Source organism: Arsenophonus endosymbiont of Crataerina pallida, assembly GCF_964020125.1.
Classification (GTDB): domain Bacteria; phylum Pseudomonadota; class Gammaproteobacteria; order Enterobacterales; family Enterobacteriaceae; genus Arsenophonus; species Arsenophonus nilaparvatae.
The window spans coordinates 1,412,416-1,436,150 of the sequence record NZ_OZ026540.1; the positions used below are offsets into that span (position 1 = coordinate 1,412,416).

Sequence of the window (23,735 nt, forward strand, 5' to 3'; positions counted from 1 at the left end):
TTGGTGGACACTAATAAAATTATATTCATATAAATATTATAGCTAAAATACAAACACCATCCCTGTTTTCATCGAAAGTTATCTGTTAGCTTAGGCGAGCAGATCTATGAACCAACTGTTAACCCTATAAACAATCAATGGAGTCAAAATGAAAGAAATTTTAATTTTAACTTCAACAATTATCATTCTGGTAATTATTGCTAAATTAATATCAAGACATTTTATTGAAAAGGGTCATAAAGCTTGGTTGAGCAGGATTATTGGTGTCAGTGTTGGCTCAGTAGTCGCATTGATTTTTTTTATTTCAATTATTCCAACTCCAGATAAAGATATCTCAAAAACAGCAGAAGTTAACAGCGGCAAAAACAAGAGTTCTCTTGAATCAAACGAAAAACTTACAAAAGACTCAGTAGAATTTACCACCGATGAAACTAAAAAAACATTAGAAATAACCCCTGAAGTTTTTGCTAAACGAATGAATGCTAATCTTGAAGCTGCCGGAAGCTCATTCAAGCTAAAAGTACAAGTTTCAAGTGGTGAGGTCAGTGATACCTTCAGTCATAGGTTTAATGATAATTTAGCCATATTAGGCGCTGTAGATAAGGTTAGTAAAAACATATTACGTATCATCATAATGACTAGTTGTGACGAAACCAATATAGACATATCGGCTGTAGATTCTTTGGCAATTGTATTATCCGCTTATTCAGCAGTTTTGGGTGAAAATATAATTGAAACAGATGAAACACTCAAAATAGTGACTAAATTGTTAGAAAAAAGGAATAAAAGTTCTAAAAAAGAAACAAGAGTTTCGACAGTTTTCAATGGAATAGAATTCAGCTTAAAAAAATATAGTGATAATATTTTTTATGTATTCACTGCTGAACCAGCTTGATTTAAAAAAAAGAAACATTAACCTAGTTGCTAAGCGCAAGTGAGTAGAATGATTATTGATATAAAATACCGCTTTAATTAAAGCGGTATTTTTAGGTGTGGTCGATATGTGGACATCGATAGAAATAAATCCTTTTATTTCATGCATATAGTTAGATTAAATGACCCAGCGCAAGCTGGCTTTCAACTAAACGAATATTCCACTTCTGCATTGGGTCGTGCTTTTTCAGGGGAAGGTGCGATTGGCGATAATGCTAGTGTTGGTAGTCGCAATCCAGCAGCGATGATGTTATTCAATAACCCAGTGCTCTCTCTTGGTGCAATTTATATTAATCCTGACGTTGATATAAAAGGAAAATCACCTATCACCGGTAATAGTACCAGTTCAAACAATATCGCACCTCATGCCTGGATACCCAATGCCCATTTTATTTTTCCAGTAAATGAAAAATGGGCTGTTGGCACTTCAATTACTACTAATTACGGTTTAGCCACTGAATTCAACCATAACTATAATGCTGGGCCTATTGGCGGGAAAACCGATCTCACTACCCTGAACTTAAATTTAAGCGGTGCTTATCGCCTTAATGAGCATTTCAGTGCAGGTTTAGGCTTTAATGCAGTCTATGCCGATGCAGAAATTACCCGTCATATTGGAGAATTTGGCCCAATATTGGGGGGCTACCTAAATCAACCACAATTGCCAAACTTAAGGGTAGTGATTGGGGATATGGCTGGAATGCCGGTATCCTGTATGAATTAGATGAGAATAATCGTTACAGCTTTACCTATCATAAAGTTTAATGGCGACTATAGTAATGAGCTTCCTCCATCAATGCCTGGTGGTTTAGGCGGCAATAGCGTTAAGGGCAAACTGGATCTGAATCTGCCCGAAATTTGGGAAATCTCCGGCTATAATAAAGTTGCCCCTAAATGGGCAGTTCATTATAGTTTAGCCTATACCAGTTGGAGCCAGTTTAAAGAACTGAAAGCCACCGCAAAAGATGATGGACGCGTTTTATTTAATAAACATGAAGGTTTTAGAGATGTCTTCCGTATTGCTTTAGGCACCACTTACTATCATGATGATCATTGGACATTTCGTACCGGCATTGCCTTTGATGATAGCCCAGTACCCGCTAAAAATCGCTCGATCTCAATTCCTGATCAAGATCGCTTTTGGATCAGTGCCGGTACAACTTATGCCTTTAACGAAAATGCCTCAGTTGACGTAGGCATTTCCTACATGCACGGACAACATGTAAAAATCAAAGAAGAAATGCCGTCAATAGGTATGCCCCTACCGGCGTATGAATTTAAATCAAGTGGTAGCGCTTGGTTAGCAGGTGTTAACTTTAACTACAAATTCTAATTTTTTCTTAAAAATACAAAAGGATAGCAATAGCTATCCTTGCTAAAATCGATCAGTAAGAAATATTTAGTGATGATAATTTTAAATCCAAATATCACCACTGATGCCACCATTCACTAATTAAATAATTTATCGTAAATGATAATTAGCAAACAATTATATTATTAATTGATTTTTTAATTTATAAAGATTTAAGTTAACGTGACCTTAAAAATCAATAAATTATCTCACCGTTATTTTTTACTCATTAACATTTAAACTAAAATGTACCAGTCTATTACTAATCAATATAATCCAAATCTTCTTCAATCACAGCAGCGTTAGGATTAATAGTCGGCTTCAACACCCCTCCCTGCGCCTTAAAATCTTTATTCTGAAAATATGCCTCTCTGACCATTAAATATGGATCAGAAGAGTTTTGTAGTATTCCATCAGAGTCTAAAAAAAGTGCCCGTTTTTCGATTCCCTCTAATACCCATTTTCCGGCTGACATCCAAAAAGTAAGGTAACTTAACATCGGGTAAGCCTTGTCAGCCCAGTCACCTCCATCTTCTCGTAGGGTAAAACTACCATAACCTGGCAATACCACATATGGACCGTAACCAACCTGATAATATCCCAAAGTACTACCAAAACGATTAGATTCTTGTTTAGCAAGTTTAGGATTAGCCATTGAAGCAATATCGATCAATCCCGCCATACCAAAAACACTATTTAGGAAAAAACGATTGAAATGTTTCATTCCTTGATAAATATCACCGCGTAGAAAATTATTCACCATACTTGCAGGCTCTTCCAGGTTAGCAAAAAAATTGACTAAACCATTACGTGCAGGCATAGGAACATAATCACGCCAAGCAACGGCAACTGGACGCACCACATAACGATCCAGAACATGATAATTAAAATCAAACATTGTTCGATTAAAACTCTCTAGCGGATCAGAGCGCTGTTGATTATCGGTCGGTGTACTAGAACAGCTTGTAATCAATCCTACTGCAAAAAATACGCCACATAATCGATATGTTTTAAATCTTGTTTTTCTATTCAACAAAACACCCTCACATAGATTGTCCATTCATAATTATATATCCTCATTAATTTAATCTTACTTACTTTTTGATTTAATGATAAGAATTTAATCACTATTTATCTAAGCATATAATGTGCAAGCGGTTATTTTAAATAGCAACTGTCTTGAACGTTAAAATTATGGAGAAACGTGATGGTACGACTCATTCCATTCTTCGTTCTTTCTGAGCATCGCGTTCAGGATAGTCAGCAGCTTGCGCATACAGGCGACCAGCGCCACTTTTTTGGCTTTTCCCGCTGCAAGCAGACGCATGTAAAAGGCTTTTATCACCGGATTAAAGCGAGTTGCTACAAGCGCGGCCATATAAAGTGCTGTTCGGACTCCGTCCCTTCCGCCAAATATGGTTCGCCGACCACGCATGGTACCCGAGTCCCGGTTTATGGGGGCAACGCCTACAAGCGCGCTAATAGCGCGCCTCGAGAGGCTGCCCAGTTCGGGAAGCTCCGCCAACAACGCAGCAACTGTCATGGTACCAACCCCTTTAATGCTGCTCAGCCTAGCGACCAGATCCTTAAAGTGGTTCCTTATGTGGTTGTTCATATCCTCATCGATTCTGGCAAGTTCATCTTCCAGCGCCTTGATGATGATGATGCTTTTTCTATTCTGTGGATGTGCGGTATACAGCCTATTACGTTCTGCCACCAACATTGTAATCAACTGGCGTCTGCGTACGACCATCGCAGCAAGAACCTGACGTTCTGCATTTGGCAGAGTCCGGATAAAGCGCTCTCGCTCCGGATGTCGATTAATAACCTCTGCCATTTGTGCAAGCACTTTGGCATCAATACGGTCAGTTTTTGCCAGATAGCCCATAGCGCGGGCAAAGTCTCGGGATTGTCTGGGATTGATCACAGTGACGTCAAAGCCTTCAGCCTGGAGCGAGCAGGCCACAGTAGCTTCAAGCCCGCCAGTTGCCTCCATCAGAACCAACACCACCGAATGCTTTCTCAATTCGGCGATAATGGCATCAAAACCGTCAGAGTCATTACTGACCGTAAACTGTGCAATATCACAGCTGGCTGCTATGTCCAGCGTTGCTTTAGAAACATCAATACCCACACAAAGTGGATTTGGCTGACTCATGATTACCCATCCTTGCAAATGCGTTATGGAGTACGGACAACTGTTCGGGTTTCAGATGAGTGGCTCAGTGTATGCGCCGGTCGCTAATTAACGGGCTTAAAACCCTAGGAGGAATCGGGCTGCATGCACCTTGCCAAATCTAATCGTAACTATTTTAAACCGTTTTCAAGATACAAGGGGGATAGGTTAAAAAACAAATAAATAACAACAAGTTATAGCCCCAAAATATAAAAAAAACAAACAATAATAATTATTCTCAAATGATAAACACATCATAATGTAAAATAGATAAACAAATTTAATAACAATATTTATTAAATAATTCACTAAATGATAATTTATAAAATAATAATTTAACGATTTCCTCTAATATAGCGCAACAGAGAATCAAACCTATTTAAACACAAATCCAGCCATCAGCAATAAAATTAAACTAATTGTATTCAACAAGTTGATTTTAATAGGGATTTAATAGTAAAATAAATAGTATATCAAGGCAATTTAGACTGAAACAATTCTATGTCCTCTTAGTTAAATGGATATAACAAGCCCCTCCTAAGGGCTAATTGTAGGTTCGATTCCTGCAGGGGACGCCATTAACAAATTGATAGCAATTTATTTTAATTAGCAGAAAGTTATTTACCTTCTCTTATACTTCTTACCGTTTATTGCAATCTCTACTTTGCGTATATTTATAGCCTAATTTACCGCTAACTTAATATCACTGAACTTGCGTTAAGCCTTCTTGTATAATTAATATACTTTTATTTCGTGCTAAAAATAACAAGGAGGGGTTATGCGTTTAGTATATATAGTTGAAAATATTATAAAAAAATATCATGATCGACCAGCTATTGGCGAGCGTGTTAAACACTATATAACAGATGCTAAATCCAAGCGGGTTGTTAGCCAATTAGAAGCAAAATATCAAACAATTACTTATCAACAATTATGGAATAGAGCTGAAAGTATTGCCAATGAATGGTATCACCATTGCCAATACCCGCTAAAAGCCAGTGATAAAGTTGTTATTTTATCTTTTATTAATAGTGATTATATTGCTATTAATCTTGCCTGTGTGCAAATTAATGCAATTATAATTCCTCTACAAGCTAATTTATCAACCAAAGAATTAACACTTATTTTACAAGAAATAGAACCACAAATAATCGCAGCCAGCATAGAATACTTACACATAGCAGTAGAGTTAGTAAAAAATAATCAGTCAATAAAACGAATAATTGTTTTCGATTATGACTTTTCCGATGACAATTCAGAAAAACTTGAACTATTACAAAAACAATCAAATATCACAATCGAAGAGCTATCCAATATTATCCATTTAGGTAGCCAGTTACCGAAAGTACCTTATCCTGAGAATAATAATGATCTATCCTCGATATCGATGATAATTTATACATCCGGTAGCACTGGTTCGCCCAAAGGCGCTATTTATAATGAAAAATTTGTATCAAATATATGGAACCCTATTCTTCTTAATAATAATTCTAATAAGGATATGACGACTGTTCTGTACCTACCGATAAGTCATAGTATGGCAAACGTACAATTTTATAATCTTTTAGCAAGAGGTGGTACTTGTTATCTGGTGGCTAAAAGTAACTTATCTTCTTTATTTGAAGATATTGCCTTAGCAAAGCCATCTGAACTTATATTAATACCCAGAATAGCTGAAATGATACTACAGCTATATCAAACTGAGTTAGAACGTAGAAAGAAAACAGGGGATGAGCCACAACTTAATACGACACTCAAAGAAGAGATACGTATCAATATTTTTGGCGGCAATGTCAAACAAATAGATTATACTTCAGCGCCACTTGCCAAAGAACTAGCTGATTTTATTGAGTCAATATTTCAAATACCACTGCACAATAATTATGGTAGCACAGAAACATTAGTTATTTGTCATGATAATAAGGTATCGAAACCATACGTTGAGGATTATCAACTTATTGATGTTCCTGAGCTAGGTTATTATACAACAGATAAACCTTATCCACGAGGTGAGCTATTAGTTAAAACTTCCACTATTATTTCCGGTTATTATAAACATCCTGAATTAAATAACCAATTTTTTGATGAACAGGGTTATTATAAAACAGGAGATATCGTCGAAGAGATAGGGAAAAATCAGTTAGCATTTATTGAAAGAAGAAAAAATATTCTCAAACTTTCTCAAGGGGAATTTATTGCCACTACAATGCTTGAAATTTCATTCAAAAATAGTCCCTTGGTACAAGATATTTTTATTTACGCTGATAGTCAGTGGTCTTATTTATTAGCTGTTATCATTCCTACACCAGAATTATTATATCGCTATAATAAACAACACAACGAAATAAAACGATTAATTCACCAATCACTTAAAAAAATTGCTAAAGACGCCAATTTAAAACCCTACGAAGTTCCACGAGATTTCTTAATCGATACAGAACCTTTCAGTCAAAAGAATGGCTTATTATCAGAACTAGGAAAACCATTAAAACAAAAAATTAAAGCTCGTTATATTGATAAGTTACATCAATTATACAAAGAAATTTCCAATAACAATTTGTCAGATTTGTCACAACATATTAATAAAGAAAACATATTAAATACTGTTATAGAATTAACACAGTATCTAGTAGGCTCCTCTGATATTGTTATTAATTCAACAGCAAATTTTTCCCAACTGGGTGGCGACTCTTTATCTGTATTACAATTTTCATTAGAATTAGAAAGAATTTTTGGTGTCATTGTATCTGTCGAAATGATTGCCAATCCAACGTGTACCCTGCATGATATTGCTGATTATATAAAATCAAAACAATGTGTAATAAATTCACGTCCGACTTTCGCTACCATACATGGTATAGATAAGAAGAAAATTTATGCGAGTCAATTAGCTTTAGATAAATTTATAGATCCCGAGATTTTCCAACAAATAAAAAATTCCTCCCACTTCCTATCGACCTTTCATAACGTATTATTGACTGGAGCAAATGGCTATCTAGGAAAATTTCTTTGTTTAGCTTTACTCGAGGAATTAAATAAAACTGATGGTAAATTAATTTGTGTGATACGCGAAAAAGATAATAATAGCGCAAGACAACGTTTAATTAATACGTTTTCGCCACATAATAATCAGCTAACAGTTAAATTTAAGCAACTTGCCGATAAACATCTAACTGTATTGGCGGGCGACTTAACTAAGGCAAACTTAGGGCTTGATGAAAAAACATGGGATTATTTATCGCAAACTGTTGATCATATTTTTCATGCTGGTGCTTTAGTTAATCATATATTGCCATATCAACATTTGTTTGAAACAAATGTGTTAAGTACAGCAGAATTAATTAAATTAGCGCTCATCAATCGATTGAAGCCTTTCGTTTTTATTTCTAGTGTAATTGTCGCATTACCTTACAATAATAAACCACTAAGCGAAGAAGCTAATATATGCGAAGCTATACCTTATCAAGAAATTAATAATCAATATGCTAATGGCTATGCTATTAGTAAATGGGCGGCTGAAATTTTGCTCCATGATGCATATAATCGATTTAATTTACCTGTGATCGTTTTTCGCCCTAGTATGATATTGGCTCATCGCCAATATGATACTCAGCTTAATATTACTGATGTATTTAGTCGATTACTATTAAATATCATTAATACTAAGATTGCGCCAAAATCGTTCTACCATTCAGAGAGTGATCTATCTCCCCATTATAATGGATTAGCAGTTGATTTTGTTGCTTCATTAATAATCAAACTATCAAAAAATTATAACCAACAGCGACTCACTTTCAACATGGTTAATCCTCAAAATGATAAAGTGTCTCTTGATACAATTATTGATTGGTTAATTAATTCAGATTTTAATATTAAAAAAATTGATAACTATCAAGAATGGTATCAACAATTTAAATTAAAAATGAGAAAATTACCTAAAAATTTAAAACAGTATTCTATGTTACCTGTTATTACACAATTAAAACAGCCAGAGAAAATAACCAGCAATTTCTGGCTTCTAGCTAATAATTTTTCTTCTGCTGTTGAGGATACAATACCTGCTATTACACCATCTTTAATTAGTAAATATATCTCTGACTTTAAAGCGCTAAATTTATTAATTTAAAATAACCAAATTAATTTTTTAATAAAAAATATAAAATATAATTCTCAATGTTTATTTCTTATTTAATCATTAAATGTAAATAATAAAGCACCTCGATATTATGATGGTGCTTTATTATAATAACCCTGTTCAAAATACTAATAGCCTGATGAAATTTAACGACCCGCTTTTAATCGTTGAAAATAACTTTCATACAAAATATTAGCATTGCCCACATCGTTCTGCCATTCCCCTTTTTTTAAGGTTTCTTCATCAGGATATAGGGTTTTATCGGCAACTAACGTGGATGGTAGTAATTGCTTAGCTGCTAGATTGGGTGTCGGATAACCAATTTGTTGCGCTACTTTAGCGGCAATATCAGGACGAAGTAGAAAATTAATCAACTTAAGCGCACCTGCGACATTTTTTGCATTGGCTGGAATCGCTAAGCTATCCATCCAAAAAATACCACCTTCTTTAGGCCAAATAAATTGTATCGGGGCACCTGATTGACTCACTACATAGGCAGAACCATTCCATAGCATGCCTAAATCAACTTCACCTTGCATAAAAGGGTTCGCGGGATTATCAGAATTAAATGCCATTACATTGGGCATTAATTTTTTTAATTCTTCATATGCAGCTTTAATCAATGCCGGATCTGTTGTATTACCTGAATAACCTAGCTTGAGTAGCGCCATTTGAAACACTTCCCGGGCATCATCAGTTAATAACAGCCCATTTTTATATTCAGGTTTCCATAAATCTGCCCAAGAGGTAATAGTTTTGGGATCAATAACTTCACTATTGATACCAATTCCTGTCGCTCCCCAAATATAAGGAATCGAATAATCATTCTTAGGATCAAATGATTTATGTAATAAATTTGGATCAAGATTTTTAAATTGACTCAATTGACTTTTATCAATCTTTTGTAGCATACCCTCCTTACTCATTTTCGACACAAAATAAGTTGAAGGCACTACTAAATCATAAGCTCCTTCCGCATAAGTTTTGAGCTTGGTATACATACTTTCATTAGATTCATAAGTAGAATAAATCACCTTGATACCAGTTTCTTTAGTAAACTGATTAAGTAGCCCGGGAGGAACATATTCCGACCAATTATAAAAATAGACTACCTTATCATCATTAGCTGCTACTGCTGAGCCAATACTCGCGGCTATGATCCCTGCTGCAAGCCATGAGGAGCACTTTTTCATATAGTGTTTCCTTCATAAAATAATGTTAAATGAAAACCTAATAGACTTTTTTCTAGCCCAAAAAAAGTCATTATATGAGGCACCTGTAATTGGGTAAAGCTTATAAAAGTCGTTTAGTGACTTTTTTATTAGAAAAAGACTATTTCGGACATTTTGCTCAAATAAAAAACAAATGATAATGACTAACTGAAATACAATAATTTAAATACCATTAATATACTAATTAACGATTAATAGTCTTTAATTTTGACACTAATTTAATTTATAGTTTTTATCGATTTTCTTTTTAACATCCATTGACTCAACAACACCATTATCAATGAAAATAGTAATAAAACTGTCGCCAGCGCATCAACTTCTGGTGAAATTCCTATTTTTACCATTGAATAAATTTTTAAAGGCAATATTTCATAAGCCGGTCCAGTAACAAAAGAAGATACAACCACATCATCCATTGAAAGGGTGAAACTTAATAACCAACCCGAAATTACCGCTGGCAATGCTAATGGTAAAATAATTTGCCGTAAAATGGTTAATTCACTAACACCTAAGTCTCGCGCAGCTTCTAACATTTTCACATCAAAATCCTTCAGTCGTGCATAAACGGTAATAACAACGAAAGGTAAACAAAATGTAATATGAGAGAAGAGTAAAGACCAAAAACCTAAAGAAACGCCTAATAACATAAAGACTAATAGTAATGAAATTGCCATTACAATATCAGGGGACATCATAACAACAAATAGCATACCACTAACAAATGACTTTCCTCTGAATTGGTAGCGAAATAAAGCCACTGCTGCTAATGAACCAATCAAAGTAGCACAACTAGCTGAAATCATTCCTATCGTCAATGAATGGCCTGCTGCCTGTAATAAACTATCATTATTCCACAACATATCATACCAATCGATAGTCAATCCTTTCCACTGATTCCCAAAGCGTGATGCATTAAATGAATTGACAATCAAAATAATAATTGGAATATATAAATAGGCATAAACTATGGTGAGAAAACCACTCCGCAAAAAACGTCCAATCATGCTAAATCCACCTTTTTATTCAGCAAATTCGCAGCACGATAATAAATATAAAGCAGCAAGCCCATTGCAATAGTCAATACAATACTGGTCGCAGCGCCAAAAGGCCAATCGCGCAAATTAAGAAATTGGCTCTTGATAACATTACCGATTAATAAATTTTTTGCCCCACCCATCAAATCCGCGACATAAAACAATCCCATTGCTGGTAGTAACACTAATAAACATCCAGCTATAATGCCAGGCATAGTTAGAGGCACTATAATGCGTAAAAAGGTCTGAAATTTGTTAGCACCAAGATCTCGAGCTGCCTCAAGACAAGATGTATCCAGTTTTTCTATACTAGAATAAAGCGGCATCACCATAAATGGCAACAAAATATAGACTAATCCCATAATGACGGCTTCTTGTGTATACATGATACGAATAGGTTTATCTATCAATCCAATCCATAGTAAAAAGTCGTTAAAATAACCTCGGGTACTCAAAAAAATCTTCAACCCATAAATACGAATAAGCGAATTAGTCCAAAATGGCACAATCAATAAAAATAACATCAATGGCTGCAATTTTGGCGGTAATCGTGTTAGAAGAAATGCAAATGGATAACCAATGACTAAACAACAGAAAGTAGCAATGATTGCCATATTTAGTGAGTGAATCATTACCTCTGCATATAAAGGATCAAATAGCCGAGTATAATTGTCGAGGGTAAAAACCATGTCGACTAAATTGGCATCATCACGGGTCAAAAAACTGGTAATAATGATCATTAAATTTGGTAGAAAGGCAAACAATAGCAACCAGGAAACCAACCCGATAACGATAATATTCTGAAAAATTTTACGGTTATTGTTCATCGAGAAGTACGACCTCCCAACTTTCTACCCATGTCACAGCAATTTTTTGTGCCAACGAGTGGTCAACATCTGGATCATCTTCATTGAAAAATTCACTGACCATTACCCGGTTACCATTGTTCATTTCTACTTCTATATCAAGCATCATGCCCTTATAGTTGCGTTCACGCACATGACCAATTAGTCCAGAAGGTTGCTGTTCATCATCGATCTCTTTAACGCGTAAATCCTCTGGCCGTAATAAAACTTTTAATCGCTGACCTGCCGATACAGAAAGCTTAGTGTAAATATCACACTCATAGCCTTCAATATTGGCACGAATACGTTGCTCATCAATTCGATGTAAAGCAATCGCATCAAAAATATTAATTTCGCCGATAAACCGCGCAACGAATAAATTCTTCGGCTCTTCATATATTTCACGGGGCGACGCATCTTGTTCAATATGACCGTCTCGCATAACTAAAATACGATCAGACATGGCTAACGCTTCTTCTTGATCATGAGTCACATAAATAAAAGTAATCCCTAACTGACGTTGCAAGGCTTTTAATTCACTTTGCATCTTTTTACGTAAGTTATAATCCAGCGCCGATAATGACTCATCTAATAAAAGAACCTTAGGTTTATTGATAACTGCACGCGCAATTGCCACTCTTTGCTGTTGTCCACCCGATAACTGATGGGGATATCGCTGGGCGAAATCTTCTAATTGCACCATGCGTAGCGCTTCTTCCACTCTCGGTTTTATCTCTTGAAAAGATTTTTTTTGCATACGTAAACCAAAGGCAACGTTATCAAATACCGACATGTGGGGGAATAAGGCATAACTTTGAAAGACAGTGTTGACATGACGCTGTTCAGCCGGAATATCCGTAATATCCTGCCCCTCAAGAAAAATACGCCCATTATCAGCGTGCTCTAATCCAGCAATTAATCGCAAAATAGTCGTTTTACCACACCCTGACGGACCTAATATGGTAAGAAATTGACCATTATTAATCGTAAGATTAAATTGTGAAATAATATTTTTGCCATCGAAACCTTTAGTTAAGGATTTTAATTCGATCAGTGGTGTAAAAGAGGTTGTCTCAGTCATTTAAGGTATCATCTATCCCTTATAGTAATGCAGATAGAACCGCAACTGGAAAAAGACTGTATTAGCTAATCAGGAAAAACGCCCAGCAATAGCCAAAACCAGTTGCGCCAATAGATTTAACAAAGACAGAATAATAAACGTAGCAACACAAAATTAAAAGCGATATCATCAGAAAAATGACAACAATAATCCTAATATATTAAATTAAACTTATCCCAAAATAATTAGCAATCAAAATAAATCTAATATTTCCATCTATTTTATATAATTTATTAATATAAGATATAATAAAGCGAGCTTACTATTTTCTTTAAAAATTTGCATAAATTATAGATAATAATTCATAAAAAATTCAATTTATGCTATTGATTAGTTAAAATAACAAATTAAATTTAACAAAATTACTTATGATAATTATTTTGGCTTGTTATTTTCGTCACTCAGCTAGAATGAAAAATACGTAAAAACCGTTGGTACCAACTATGTGGTGTAGGGTGTAGGGTGTAGGGTGTACTAGCGCATTCAAGGCACGAGAATAGTCCATGACTAAACCCGGCGTCCACGCCATTGATATCGCTCGCTGGCGAATTTGCGATGCAACCCATAATTCTGGCGCCAGCAATAATTTCCCAAGCGTTAAAAAATTGTTACTTTTATCAGCCAGCACTCCCTCTAACGCATAAGCCACACTACTGGAGCAATTGCGGTATGTTAGATTATAAAGCTCTATTTGCCGATATTTTTGCCAAAAAATAGCCAAGTTAACCGCGTTATAATGATAAAAATGGATCTGAAAATCTGATCGACACCACTGTGAAACTTCTGAGACATAGTCAGACTGAAATTCACCAGCAACATTATTTTCTTCGGTAGCTTTTAATTTATTTAAAAATTCAGAAGGAGAACGATCGATATCCTCGATAGGATACAAACTAATATAAATCTGATTTCTGATCTCCAATGCCGTGTGACCGGTAGAAATAACACCATTACTGTCAACAGCTGCAATATAACGATTAATTACTGGGCGAGGTCTGGCCGTTACATTAGCCGAACCTTCTGGCGTCCAAATATGAACTGTAAGCGGTAAAATGTGAGACAAATTGATACTCATTTGCTGTTCGTCAGTCATTGGCATAATAGCATCTATTTTAATTTCTTGTTGCTCAAATTCCTTTTGCGATAATGCGCTATCAACCATTAAAGTAAATATCGTTTGTCCATGTCGAATGACCCGTAATTTATTGGAAAAACGGATGGCAGATATTCCACTAAGCATTAGTAACACAACCAAAACGATTGGAAATGTCGATTGGTAACTAATGGGGTAAGGAAATAAGATCACCATAGCAAACAATAAATAAAATCCACCTAGCCAAATAGTACGTTTCCATAGGCGATGACGAACAACTAAAGCGGGCACGATACTAAATATAGCAAGTAATAAATAATTAAAGCCTAACACTATTGATAAGATTAAATGACTATAATTGTCATCAATTAAAAGAGAAACAGATACCAGAAAAAATAATCCACCTTTAAGAAAAAGGATAAATTTTTGGCTACCAATTCCACTATTGGCGACGCTCAGGGTAATTAAACTCTCAATTAATGTGAATATACTTATCCAGACAACTGGAATATAACGTGTTTGTACTAATTCATCACATAATATAACTAAACCCAATAAAGCCCATAATACACCACCAATTAATAACCAAATTGACTGCTGGTGCATAAATTTTTTACCTAAAAGTAAACAAGCAATTTGCAACATAAAAAATCCGTTATAAATTAGCCTTTGATTTTGCAAGAATTTCCCATTCACCTAATAACATCGGATTAGTTTTATCAGCAATAGTAATTAATATTCGATCACGCACATTAAGCCATTCACCATCTAACCCCTTTAATTGAAAATTAACAGGAATACCATGATGAGAACTTACTAATGACCAGTGCTCTTTTAAAATTTGATGGGCCGAAATTTCAATCGATTGTAATATATGCTAAACATCACATTTCACAGGTAATGATGTTATTAATTTAATTTGTGGATCAAATTTTATTTTGTCATCTTGAATAAATAATTGGTAACGAATAAGGGATTTTGATGCATGTTTAACCGTTTTTTCTACTTGAGATGCTGCAAGCAATGAAAGTAGCAACATAAAAATGGCAATAACAGATAGGTAAGTTTGAGCAAGTAATAAAGGTTCTTCTCTTAATAAGCCTGGTAAAAAGAAAGGCCCATAGCCCTGTTCGCTATAGAAAATAACAATGGTTCCGAGCACTAATAATCCAATTCCTCGGCCAAAATCTTGCAGAAATAGGATCAGAAGAATAATAAAAATGATCGGTATACAGGCTAATATAATATTTAATGCTGAACCATGATAATGATTAATATAACCTTTTAGTCCAGTGATTGCATCAGAAAAAATTAACCAACTACTTATCGCCAGCAATATTAACCAACATAATGTCAATAATACTTTTTTAATACTATTAAGCTGCTTCAATGACTGTGGTTGTACTAAACCTAATAACATAGCAACAGCAAAATAGATACCTGACATATCGGCAAGCCAACTTGTAAGAAAATCATCTAAAATAATCTTCTCATCAAGGAATCCCAACCACATGACACTCAGCCAATTATCAATAGCACATATTATTGCTGAAATCACAATCCAAGTCATAATGGTATTTAATGGCGATTGATATTGTGCTAAATATCTTACAATAGCGGCAATTAATAACGGGGAAATAAGTAAACTAACTGCACTAATCATACTCAAGTAAAAAGATACAAAATCGAATGGTTCCAAGTACCAATTTACCAAACTAAATAAAAGCAAAAAAATAGGCCAGGCACGTACTGGTGATAATAAAAATGCCACAATACTTACACCGGCAGGAAACCAGACTACAACTAGCACGTCATCATACGGTACTTGTACTTCTTTAGAAATAACCGCCGAAATAAAATAAATTAATGTCCAACTGAGGAATGTAAACCAGCGAATATGACTGGAAATTTTTACCAGTCCTATCATCAACGATTCTCCTTTATTTTTGCTAATGAAATCTTGAATAATTAATAAATAATGTTTACAGGCAAAATAAAACTGTAGCACCAAAATAATGAAATATATTAAACTAATACCAAAAGCAAAAAATTATTAATATTAAATTAGATTATTACTTTTTTGTTACAAGAAATGCTGTTGCCAGGCTTTTAAAATATATTTTCCACTATTAAAGTAAATTTAATTAATTATTATTTTACAAATATTAAGAAGAGGCTTTGTTAAGAATAGAACAACAACATGCAAATCATTTACTCAATAGCCAACAAACCAAATTCTTGCTACTTAACGCCGATTTAATAACTTTGCAAAAAAACGAATAATCAATAAGTTTTAACTTTTAACCGAAACTATTAACTTTTGGCCAGCATTATCCCGGTTTGTGGAACTTTTGCAACATTATATGCACAGTGCTGTAGATTTAACATCTCAACGCCAGATGTGGGGGCAAGCCTTTCTCTAAGGCTGCTTGCTGTGATAAAACTCGAGGTAAAATGCTAAATACCGCATTGATCCCTTGCTGATAGAGAGCATCAATATTTTTTCCTTGGCTACCCACTATTGCGATAACAGGGATACCATATTGAGCCGCAAGCTTTGCAATACCAACGGGTGCTTTTCCAGCCATTGTCTGTCCATCCATACTCCCTTCTCCAACAATAACTAGGGAGGCATCGGCTAATTTATCTTTGAAATGAATAGCCTGACAAACTAATCCAATGCCTGAACGCAATGTGCCATTTAGAAAAGCCAATGCGACTACAGCAATTCCGCCACCAGCGCCAGATCCTGGTAGATATGGATAATCAGTACCTGTCATGCGTTGAATAACATCAGCGTAATGAATTAAACCCTGTTCTAAATGGATAATTATGTCGGCTGTAGCGCCTTTTTGAGGCGAAAATATTTTTGCCGCACCTTGTTCACCAACTAATGGATTATTCACATCACAGGCTATTTCAATCTGACACTGTTGCAATCTGCTATCTAAACCAGCCAAATCTATCCGTTCCAGTTCAACCATCTCTTTGGCTACAAACTCTAATAAATGACCATCTGCACGATAAAAATGGGCGCCGAGTGCCTGCATCATGCCAATTCCTCCATCTACCGTAGCACTTCCACCAACAGCTAAAATGATCCTTTTAACTCCGCGATCAAGCGCTGCAAGCATTAATTGGCCGGTGCCATAACTGGTTGTTAATAATGGATCACGTTGCGCTAAAGGAACTTGCATTAATCCACTTGCCGCTGCCATTTCTATCACTGCTGTGTCACCATTATTCAGTAAGCCATAATAAGCTTTCACTGGTGTTCTCAACGGCCCTGTTACGGTCAGCTCAATACGTTCACCGCCTTCAGCGTCAATCAATGCATCAACTGTGCCTTCCCCACCATCGGCCATAGCAAAGCATAAATATTCAGCGGCTGGAAAAACGGCCATGAAACCTGCTTCGATGGCATGTGTCGCCTGCTTAGCCGTTAGACTTTCTTTAAACGAATTTGGGGCAATAATTATTTTCATTGTCGCTACCATTAAAAAATTAAATAACATAATCTTGCTATTAGAGGATCGCCATAACCGAGAGCCATTCCATTTATTTGATAATAAAATAATAACAGCTAAAATTTTGTTAAATTATGCCAAGACAGGAGACAATATGTATCAAACTATTTTAGTCCCGATCGATCTGTCTGAAGACACATTAACGCAAAAAGTTATCCCCCATATTAATGCACTTAGCCAAACTGATAATCCTGATTTCTATTTTATTTCTGCGATTTATGCGCCTTCTTTTTTCATTGCTAGTAAAATTGTCTATTCTAAACAGCCAATTAGCGATGATGATGAAATTGTCCAACAGGCTCTGCAAAGCCTACAAAGTATGGCAAAAAAATTTGCTATTCCAGCGGAAAAAATACACTGCTTAATTAAAACCGATCCGCCAAGAGATGCTATTTTAGAAATCGCCGATGAAATTAATGCTGACTTAATTGTTATCGCCTCTCGCCGACCTAATTTTAGAACCCATTTACTCGGTTCAACCGCTACCGCAGTGGTGAATTATGCGAAAATCCCAGTTTTAGTGATTAGATAAACACGATTGTGTGGGAATAATCATCCCGCCTGGCTGGCAATATAACTAATTAATTATTATTCTTGATTTAAGACAAACTATCCATTGATATACACCATTAAATAACATGATTAATTTTTGCCAAATCTATTGTTTGCTTGACGTTCAATAAGGTAAAGGTGATATATGAAAGAATATAAAGTTGTCATCATCGTTGGTAGCTTACGTAAAGGTTCATATAATAAAAAACTGGCTAACGAATTAATCAAACTAGCTCATCCACAACTACAATTTTCTTTCGCCGAAATAGGAAAACTGCCACTCTATAACCAAGATGATGATGAGCAGCCAAGTAAAATAGTACAAGATTTTAAACAACAAATAGCTGATGCTGATGGCGTTATTTTTGTTACCGCAGAATATAATCGATCTATTCCTGGTGTATTAAAAAATGCCCTTGATCAAGGCTCTCGGCCTTATAGAAAAAATGTCTGGGCGCAGAAACCTGCGGGGGTTATCGGAACTTCCCCTGGTGCTATGGGAAGTGCTCTATCACAACAGCATTTAAGAAATGTGCTAACTTTTCTTGATATGCCAACACTAAATCAACCAGAAACGTTTATCCAATGGAATGAAAATATTATTGATCAGCATGGTAATTTACTGGAAAGGACGAAGATTTTTTTACAAAAATGGCTGGATGCTTATAGCAATTTTCTAACAAAACAACTTAATTAATTAAATTAATATTGTAAATTTAAAGGCCACATAAATTTAATAAATAACTTTTATCGTTCTATTAAAAATGACAAATTATTAACCCGCAATTGATATTAATTACTTAATATAAAATAATCTATAAATTTAATAACTTAAACATCTTATTTGTGTTTTAAATAACTTCGATTCCCCACAATATCGATAAATTTTACTGGCTTATTTTGCTAATTTCTTTGACTAATAAAATATTATCAAAAATCGAAAGGCCATTTTTGTGAGTAATTTAACTTCCTCTCATATAACGACAGATGCAAATTCTGCCGTTGCTTCCGTAGCATATCGACTCAATGAAATTATCGCAATTTATCCTATCACCCCTAGTTCCAGTATGGCCGAGCAAGCAGATATATGGGCAGCTAATCAGCGAAAAAATATTTGGCAAGACACACCCCAAATAATTGAGATGCAATCAGAAGCAGGTGCTATTGCAACAGTGCATGGAGCCCTGCAAACCGGCGCACTGGCGACCTCATTTACCTCATCGCAGGGATTATTATTGATGATCCCAACGCTTTATAAACTGGCTGGCCAATTACTGCCTTTTGTCTTACATGTCGCCGCCCGCACTGTCGCCACCCATGCCTTATCAATTTTTGGCGATCACTCCGATGTGATGGCGGTGCGGCAAACGGGTTGTGCTATGCTGTGTGCTAATAATGTGCAGCAAGCACAGGATTTTGCCGTCGTTGCACAAATAGCTGCGCTAAATAGTCGATTGCCATTTATCCATTTTTTCGATGGTTTTCGTACCTCACATGAAATCAACAAAATTCAGCCAATCTCCGATGAAATACTGCAAAAACTGATACCTGAGCAAGCAATAACAGAACATCGTCAACGTGCTTTGTCGCCAGAGGCCCCCACTATCCGAGGAACGGCAGCCAACCCAGACACCTATTTTCAAGCTCGTGAAGCTATTAATCCTTGGTATCTTGACGCTTACCAACATGTTTTAAATGCCATGTTGGCCTTTGGTAATACTACTGGCCGTTACTATCAACCATTTGAATATTATGGCCATCCTGATGCTGAGCGGATTATCATTTTAATGGGATCAGCGGCCGGACCTTGTGAAAAGGTTATCGATCAACTACTGACACAAAATGAAAAAGTCGGCATGGTAAAAGTTCATCTTTTTCGCCCTTTTTCTGCCCAGCACTTGCTTAACGAAGTGCCACTATCAGTAAAATCGATTGCCGTTCTTGATCGAACCAAGGAACCAGGATCACAAGCAGAACCGCTTTTCCTAGATATTATGACGGCATTTGCTGAATCATTTAGCCTGGGCCAACGTGATAAGTTACCTAATGTTATTTCTGGTCGCTATGGCTTGTCCTCAAAAGAGTTTGATCCTGACTGTGTGTTCACCATTTTTCATCACCTTAAACTACCAAAGCCCAAACCACGTTTTACAATTGGCATTCATGATGATGTTACCGGACTGTCTTTACCGATGATTAAAGCATCACTACCCAATACACACAAATTAGCCGCTTTATTTTATGGCCTAGGTAGTGATGGTTCGGTATCGGCCACCAAAAATACGATCAAACTTATTGGCAACCATACCCCTTTATTTCCACAGGGATACTTCGTTTACGACTCTAAAAAGCAGGTGGGCTAACGGTTTCACATTTACGTATTAACCACCATCCGCTTTATTCCTCATACCTCATTAAGCAGGCTGATTTTATCGCTTGTCATCAATGGCAGTTTATCCATAAATACCAGTTGATTGAAAAATTAAAACCCGGCGGTATTTTTTTAATCAATGCTCCTTATAAATCTAATCAAATCTGGCATCATCTGCCGCAAGAAATACAATATCTGCTGCGGCAGAAACAAGCCCAATGTTATACCATTAATGCTTATTAAATCGCCCGACAATGCCAATTGGGTGGCCGTATCAATACTATTATGCAAACCGTTTTTTCTATTTGACACAATTATTGCCAATGCCTGAAGCTTCGCTGCGATTAAAAGAGGCAATTAGCCAAAGTTATGGCAAAAAAGGCGCCAATATCATTGAAAATAATATTAACGCTATTGATCTTACCATTAAGGCAATAGAAAAATTTGATTTACAGGAGATTGATATCACCAGCCTTTGCCGACCCGCTACCGTAGCCCATGATGCCCCTGATTTTGTAAAAAACGTTACCGCAGCAATGATCGCAGATTTAGGTGATATTCTACCCGTGTCAGTATTTCCACCCGATGGCAGCTGGCCAACAGGCACGACAAAATGGGAAAAACGCAATATCGCCGAAACAATCCCTATCTGGCAACCTGATCTCTGTACCCAATGTAATTATTGTGTTGCCGCCTGCCCTCATGCTGCTATTCGGGCAAAAATCACTTCTGCCGAAATACTGGAAGCTGCACCGGCTAGTTTACCCTCTTTAGCAGTTAAATCTCGAGATATGCGAGGACTCAATTATATATTACAAGTAGCACCGGAGGATTGTACCGGTTGTAATCTCTGTTATGAAGTTTGTCCCGCAAAAGAGCGGCAAAATCCACAAATCCGCGCTATCAATATGCAGCCACGAGTTGAACATCTAGCGACAGAAAAAATAAATTTCAATTTTTTCCTGCAAATTCCTGATATCGCCCCACATCAACTAGAGCGTATTGATATTCGTACTTCACAATTAATTACACCGTTATTTGAATATTCAGGTGCCTGTGCCGGCTGTGGGGAAACTCCTTATATAAAATTACTGACTCAATTATATGGTGACAGACTACTGATTGCTAACGCTACCGGCTGTTCATCTATTTACGGTGGTAATTTGCCAACAACTCCCTATACCAAAAATAGCGAGGGGCGAGGTCCCGCTTGGGCAAATTCCCTATTTGAAGATAACGCCGAGTTTGGCCTGGGATTTCGTTTAACATTAGAACAGCATAAAAAAAGGGTTTCTCGTCTGCTAGATAGCTTCGCTGAACAATTACCAATAGCGCTAATTAATCAACTAAAAGATGATTCTTTATCTGTTGAGATAAAGCGTGAATTAATTAATCAGTTACAATCATTGCTGGATAATATCAATACTATTGAAGCTCAACAATTAAGCACCGATGCTCACTATTTGATTGATAAATCAGTATGGATTATTGGTGGTGATGGTTGGGCCTACGATATTGGTTATGGTGGCTTAGATCATGTACTCAATAGTGGCGAAAATATCAATGTTCTGGTGCTAGATACACAATGCTATTCCAACACCGGGGGACAGCAATCAAAAGCGACGCCCATCGGTGCGGTAACTAAGTTTGGTCAAAATGGCAAACAAAAAACCCGTAAAGATCTGGGAATAACCATGATGATGTATGGACATGTATTTGTGGCACAAATCGCTATTGGCGCCCAAATGAATCAGACAGTTAAGGCGATTCAGGAAGCTACCGCCTATTCAGGACCATCACTCATTATCGCTTATAGCCCTTGTGAAGAGCATGGTTATGATCTTGCCTATAGTCATCAACAAACCAAACAACTAACAGCAGCTGGATTTTGGCCATTATATCGTTTTGATCCTCAACGTAGTCAGGCAGGAAAAGCAGCGTTAATACTTGATTCAAGAGCACCGAACGCATCGCTTGCGGATATCTTACAAAAAGAGCAGCGCTTTTCTCAATTAACCAGACAACTACCTGAACAAGCGGAAATATTGGCAAAACAAGCAGAGATAGCGGCACAAAAGCGCTACGCTTTACTTGAATTACTTGCCAAACAGGATACTAACTAAGGTAGCATAGGTCGCGATCCTGCTGATTAAAAAACAGCGTTGATCAATAAAGCCGCTTATCAATTTAGCGGCTTTATTAACGTTAACTTATTACCAGTAATTATCGCATTTATCGTTTAGGAATAATTAATACCTGTCCAGGATAAATTTTATTTGGATCTTTCAACATCGGCTTATTTGCTTCAAAAATTTGCTGATAAAGATTAGCATCACCATAAACTTTTTTCTAAATAGCACTCAACGTATCACCCGCTACCACCGTGTAATGCTGAACATCAATACTACTACCTCCGGTATGGTCTTCAACCTTCTCAACACCAGCAACATTGCCAAGGGCAACCAAAATCTTATTTTTCATGTCAGCAACAATGCCTTCACCGGAAACGGTGACTTTACCATTATCATCAACATTGAGATTGACCTGATCCGCCCCTTTGATCCCTAATGAATCAAGATGTTCTTTCAGTTTTTTTCTTTATCATCTTTAGTTGCCGAAGCAGGATCCCATAGTTTGTCGCCGGCACTTTTTAAGAAATCAAATAATCCCATATAACCTCCATCATTTAGTTTTGAGGAAAAAATTTAAACCTCAATCTATTAGATAATAAATAAAGTGCTTTAACCTACAAGCCATCTCTCTGACTCTATTTTTATCTAATAGTTTTTATAGTAAATCAATATGTCTATATGTTAATGATTGTAGAATGGTTTGCGCAATTTCGCCAAAGTTAGGCATAAATCATCATTGATAAAGCAATATTGATGGTGGGGTCGTACAGGATAACTCGGCCTACGGCCTCGCCCTTCGGGTCGTTGTACTTCGCACAACGCTGTCTCGCTTCGCTCGGCTCGAACCTACACAGATTCTCATCCTGTACTCACAGTGCTATGTGTTATTTCTGTTTCTTTGGAAAGTAACAAGATATTGTTAGATGGTGGGTCGTACAGGATAACTCGGCCTACGGCCTCGCCCTTCGGGTCGTTGTGCTTCGCACAACGCTGTCTCGCTTCGCTCGGCTCGAACCTACACAGATTCTCATCCTGTACTCACAGTGCTATGTGTTATTCCTGTTTCTTTGGAAAGTAACAAGATATTGTTAGATGGTGGGTCGTACAGGATAACTCGGCCTACGGCCTCGCCCTTCGGGTCGTTGTGCTTCGCACAACGCTGTCTCGCTTCGCTCGGCTCGAACCTACACAGATTCTCATCCTGTACTCACAGTGCTATGTGTTATTCCTGTTT

13 protein-coding genes, 1 tRNA gene, 3 other RNA genes and 3 pseudogenes are annotated in these 23,735 nt (G+C 36.4%); 7 read left to right on the top strand and 13 right to left on the bottom strand.

Annotated features, from left to right (window positions below):
* Positions 1 to 148: 148 nt before the first annotated feature.
* Positions 149 to 895, top strand: a complete 747-nt coding sequence (locus tag AACL31_RS07370) for a hypothetical protein (RefSeq protein ID WP_310512851.1) — start codon at positions 149 to 151, stop codon at positions 893 to 895.
* 141 nt (positions 896 to 1,036) lie between these two features.
* Positions 1,037 to 2,266: pseudogene (locus AACL31_RS07375) on the top strand (outer membrane protein transport protein).
* 280 nt (positions 2,267 to 2,546) lie between these two features.
* Here AACL31_RS07375 and mlaA read toward each other — a convergent pair.
* Complete coding sequence (mlaA, locus tag AACL31_RS07380; RefSeq protein ID WP_310512852.1) at positions 2,547 to 3,317, bottom strand: phospholipid-binding lipoprotein MlaA; 771 nt, start codon at positions 3,315 to 3,317, stop codon at positions 2,547 to 2,549.
* 159 nt (positions 3,318 to 3,476) lie between these two features.
* A complete protein-coding gene (locus tag AACL31_RS07385; RefSeq protein WP_339053894.1) occupies positions 3,477 to 4,442 on the bottom strand; it encodes an IS110 family transposase in 966 nt (321 codons plus the stop codon).
* Between the two features lie 521 nt (positions 4,443 to 4,963).
* Here AACL31_RS07385 and AACL31_RS07390 point away from each other — a divergent pair.
* A tRNA-Arg gene (locus AACL31_RS07390) sits at positions 4,964 to 5,038 on the top strand.
* 200 nt (positions 5,039 to 5,238) lie between these two features.
* The gene (locus AACL31_RS07395; RefSeq protein ID WP_310512580.1) at positions 5,239 to 8,586 is read left to right on the top strand and encodes a thioester reductase domain-containing protein; all 3,348 of its coding nucleotides are present in this window, start codon (positions 5,239 to 5,241) and stop codon (positions 8,584 to 8,586) included.
* 155 nt (positions 8,587 to 8,741) lie between these two features.
* On the opposite strand, the gene potD is transcribed toward AACL31_RS07395, so the two are convergent.
* The 7 genes from potD to AACL31_RS07430 form a co-directional block, all read right to left on the bottom strand.
* Positions 8,742 to 9,788, bottom strand: a complete 1,047-nt coding sequence (potD, locus tag AACL31_RS07400; protein ID WP_310512581.1) for a spermidine/putrescine ABC transporter substrate-binding protein PotD — start codon at positions 9,786 to 9,788, stop codon at positions 8,742 to 8,744.
* Positions 9,789 to 10,045: 257 nt separating this feature from the next.
* The gene (gene potC, locus AACL31_RS07405) at positions 10,046 to 10,831 is read right to left on the bottom strand and encodes a spermidine/putrescine ABC transporter permease PotC (RefSeq protein WP_310512582.1); all 786 of its coding nucleotides are present in this window, start codon (positions 10,829 to 10,831) and stop codon (positions 10,046 to 10,048) included.
* On the bottom strand, positions 10,828 to 11,688 hold the full coding sequence (potB, locus tag AACL31_RS07410; protein WP_310512584.1) for a spermidine/putrescine ABC transporter permease PotB: 861 nt from the start codon (positions 11,686 to 11,688) through the stop codon (positions 10,828 to 10,830). The genes potC and potB overlap by 4 nt, the downstream gene beginning before the upstream one ends.
* Positions 11,678 to 12,787 (bottom strand): spermidine/putrescine ABC transporter ATP-binding protein PotA, encoded by a 1,110-nt coding sequence (potA, locus tag AACL31_RS07415; protein ID WP_310512585.1) that lies wholly within the window; start codon positions 12,785 to 12,787, stop codon positions 11,678 to 11,680. The genes potB and potA overlap by 11 nt, the downstream gene beginning before the upstream one ends.
* A 436-nt stretch (positions 12,788 to 13,223) precedes the next feature.
* A complete protein-coding gene (locus tag AACL31_RS07420; protein WP_339053895.1) occupies positions 13,224 to 14,525 on the bottom strand; it encodes an MFS transporter in 1,302 nt (433 codons plus the stop codon).
* A 271-nt stretch (positions 14,526 to 14,796) separates the two neighbouring features.
* Positions 14,797 to 15,846, bottom strand: coding sequence for an MASE1 domain-containing protein (locus AACL31_RS07425; protein ID WP_310512587.1), 1,050 nt, complete (start codon positions 15,844 to 15,846; stop codon positions 14,797 to 14,799).
* Positions 15,847 to 16,300: 454 nt separating this feature from the next.
* Positions 16,301 to 17,404 carry a glycerate kinase gene (locus tag AACL31_RS07430; protein ID WP_310513381.1) on the bottom strand — a complete coding sequence of 368 codons (1,104 nt, stop codon included), beginning with the start codon at positions 17,402 to 17,404 and terminating at the stop codon, positions 16,301 to 16,303.
* 136 nt (positions 17,405 to 17,540) lie between these two features.
* Between AACL31_RS07430 and AACL31_RS07435 the strand changes: the two genes are divergently transcribed.
* From AACL31_RS07435 to nifJ, 3 genes and pseudogenes are all read left to right on the top strand, one after another.
* Positions 17,541 to 17,978, top strand: coding sequence for a universal stress protein (locus AACL31_RS07435; RefSeq protein ID WP_032114720.1), 438 nt, complete (start codon positions 17,541 to 17,543; stop codon positions 17,976 to 17,978).
* A 165-nt stretch (positions 17,979 to 18,143) separates the two neighbouring features.
* The gene (locus AACL31_RS07440) at positions 18,144 to 18,695 is read left to right on the top strand and encodes an NADPH-dependent FMN reductase (protein WP_310512589.1); all 552 of its coding nucleotides are present in this window, start codon (positions 18,144 to 18,146) and stop codon (positions 18,693 to 18,695) included.
* 280 nt (positions 18,696 to 18,975) lie between these two features.
* Positions 18,976 to 22,492: pseudogene (gene nifJ / locus AACL31_RS07445) on the top strand (pyruvate:ferredoxin (flavodoxin) oxidoreductase).
* Between the two features lie 109 nt (positions 22,493 to 22,601).
* Here nifJ and lysM read toward each other — a convergent pair.
* The 4 genes and pseudogenes from lysM to AACL31_RS07465 all read right to left on the bottom strand — a co-directional run bounded on the left by lysM (position 22,602) and on the right by AACL31_RS07465 (position 23,722).
* Positions 22,602 to 23,041: pseudogene (gene lysM, locus AACL31_RS07450) on the bottom strand (peptidoglycan-binding protein LysM).
* 214 nt (positions 23,042 to 23,255) lie between these two features.
* Positions 23,256 to 23,384: non-coding RNA, RtT sRNA (locus AACL31_RS07455), on the bottom strand.
* Positions 23,385 to 23,425: 41 nt separating this feature from the next.
* A non-coding RNA gene (locus AACL31_RS07460) (RtT sRNA) lies at positions 23,426 to 23,553 on the bottom strand.
* A gap of 41 nt (positions 23,554 to 23,594) precedes the next feature.
* Positions 23,595 to 23,722: non-coding RNA, RtT sRNA (locus AACL31_RS07465), on the bottom strand.
* Positions 23,723 to 23,735: the final 13 nt, after the last annotated feature.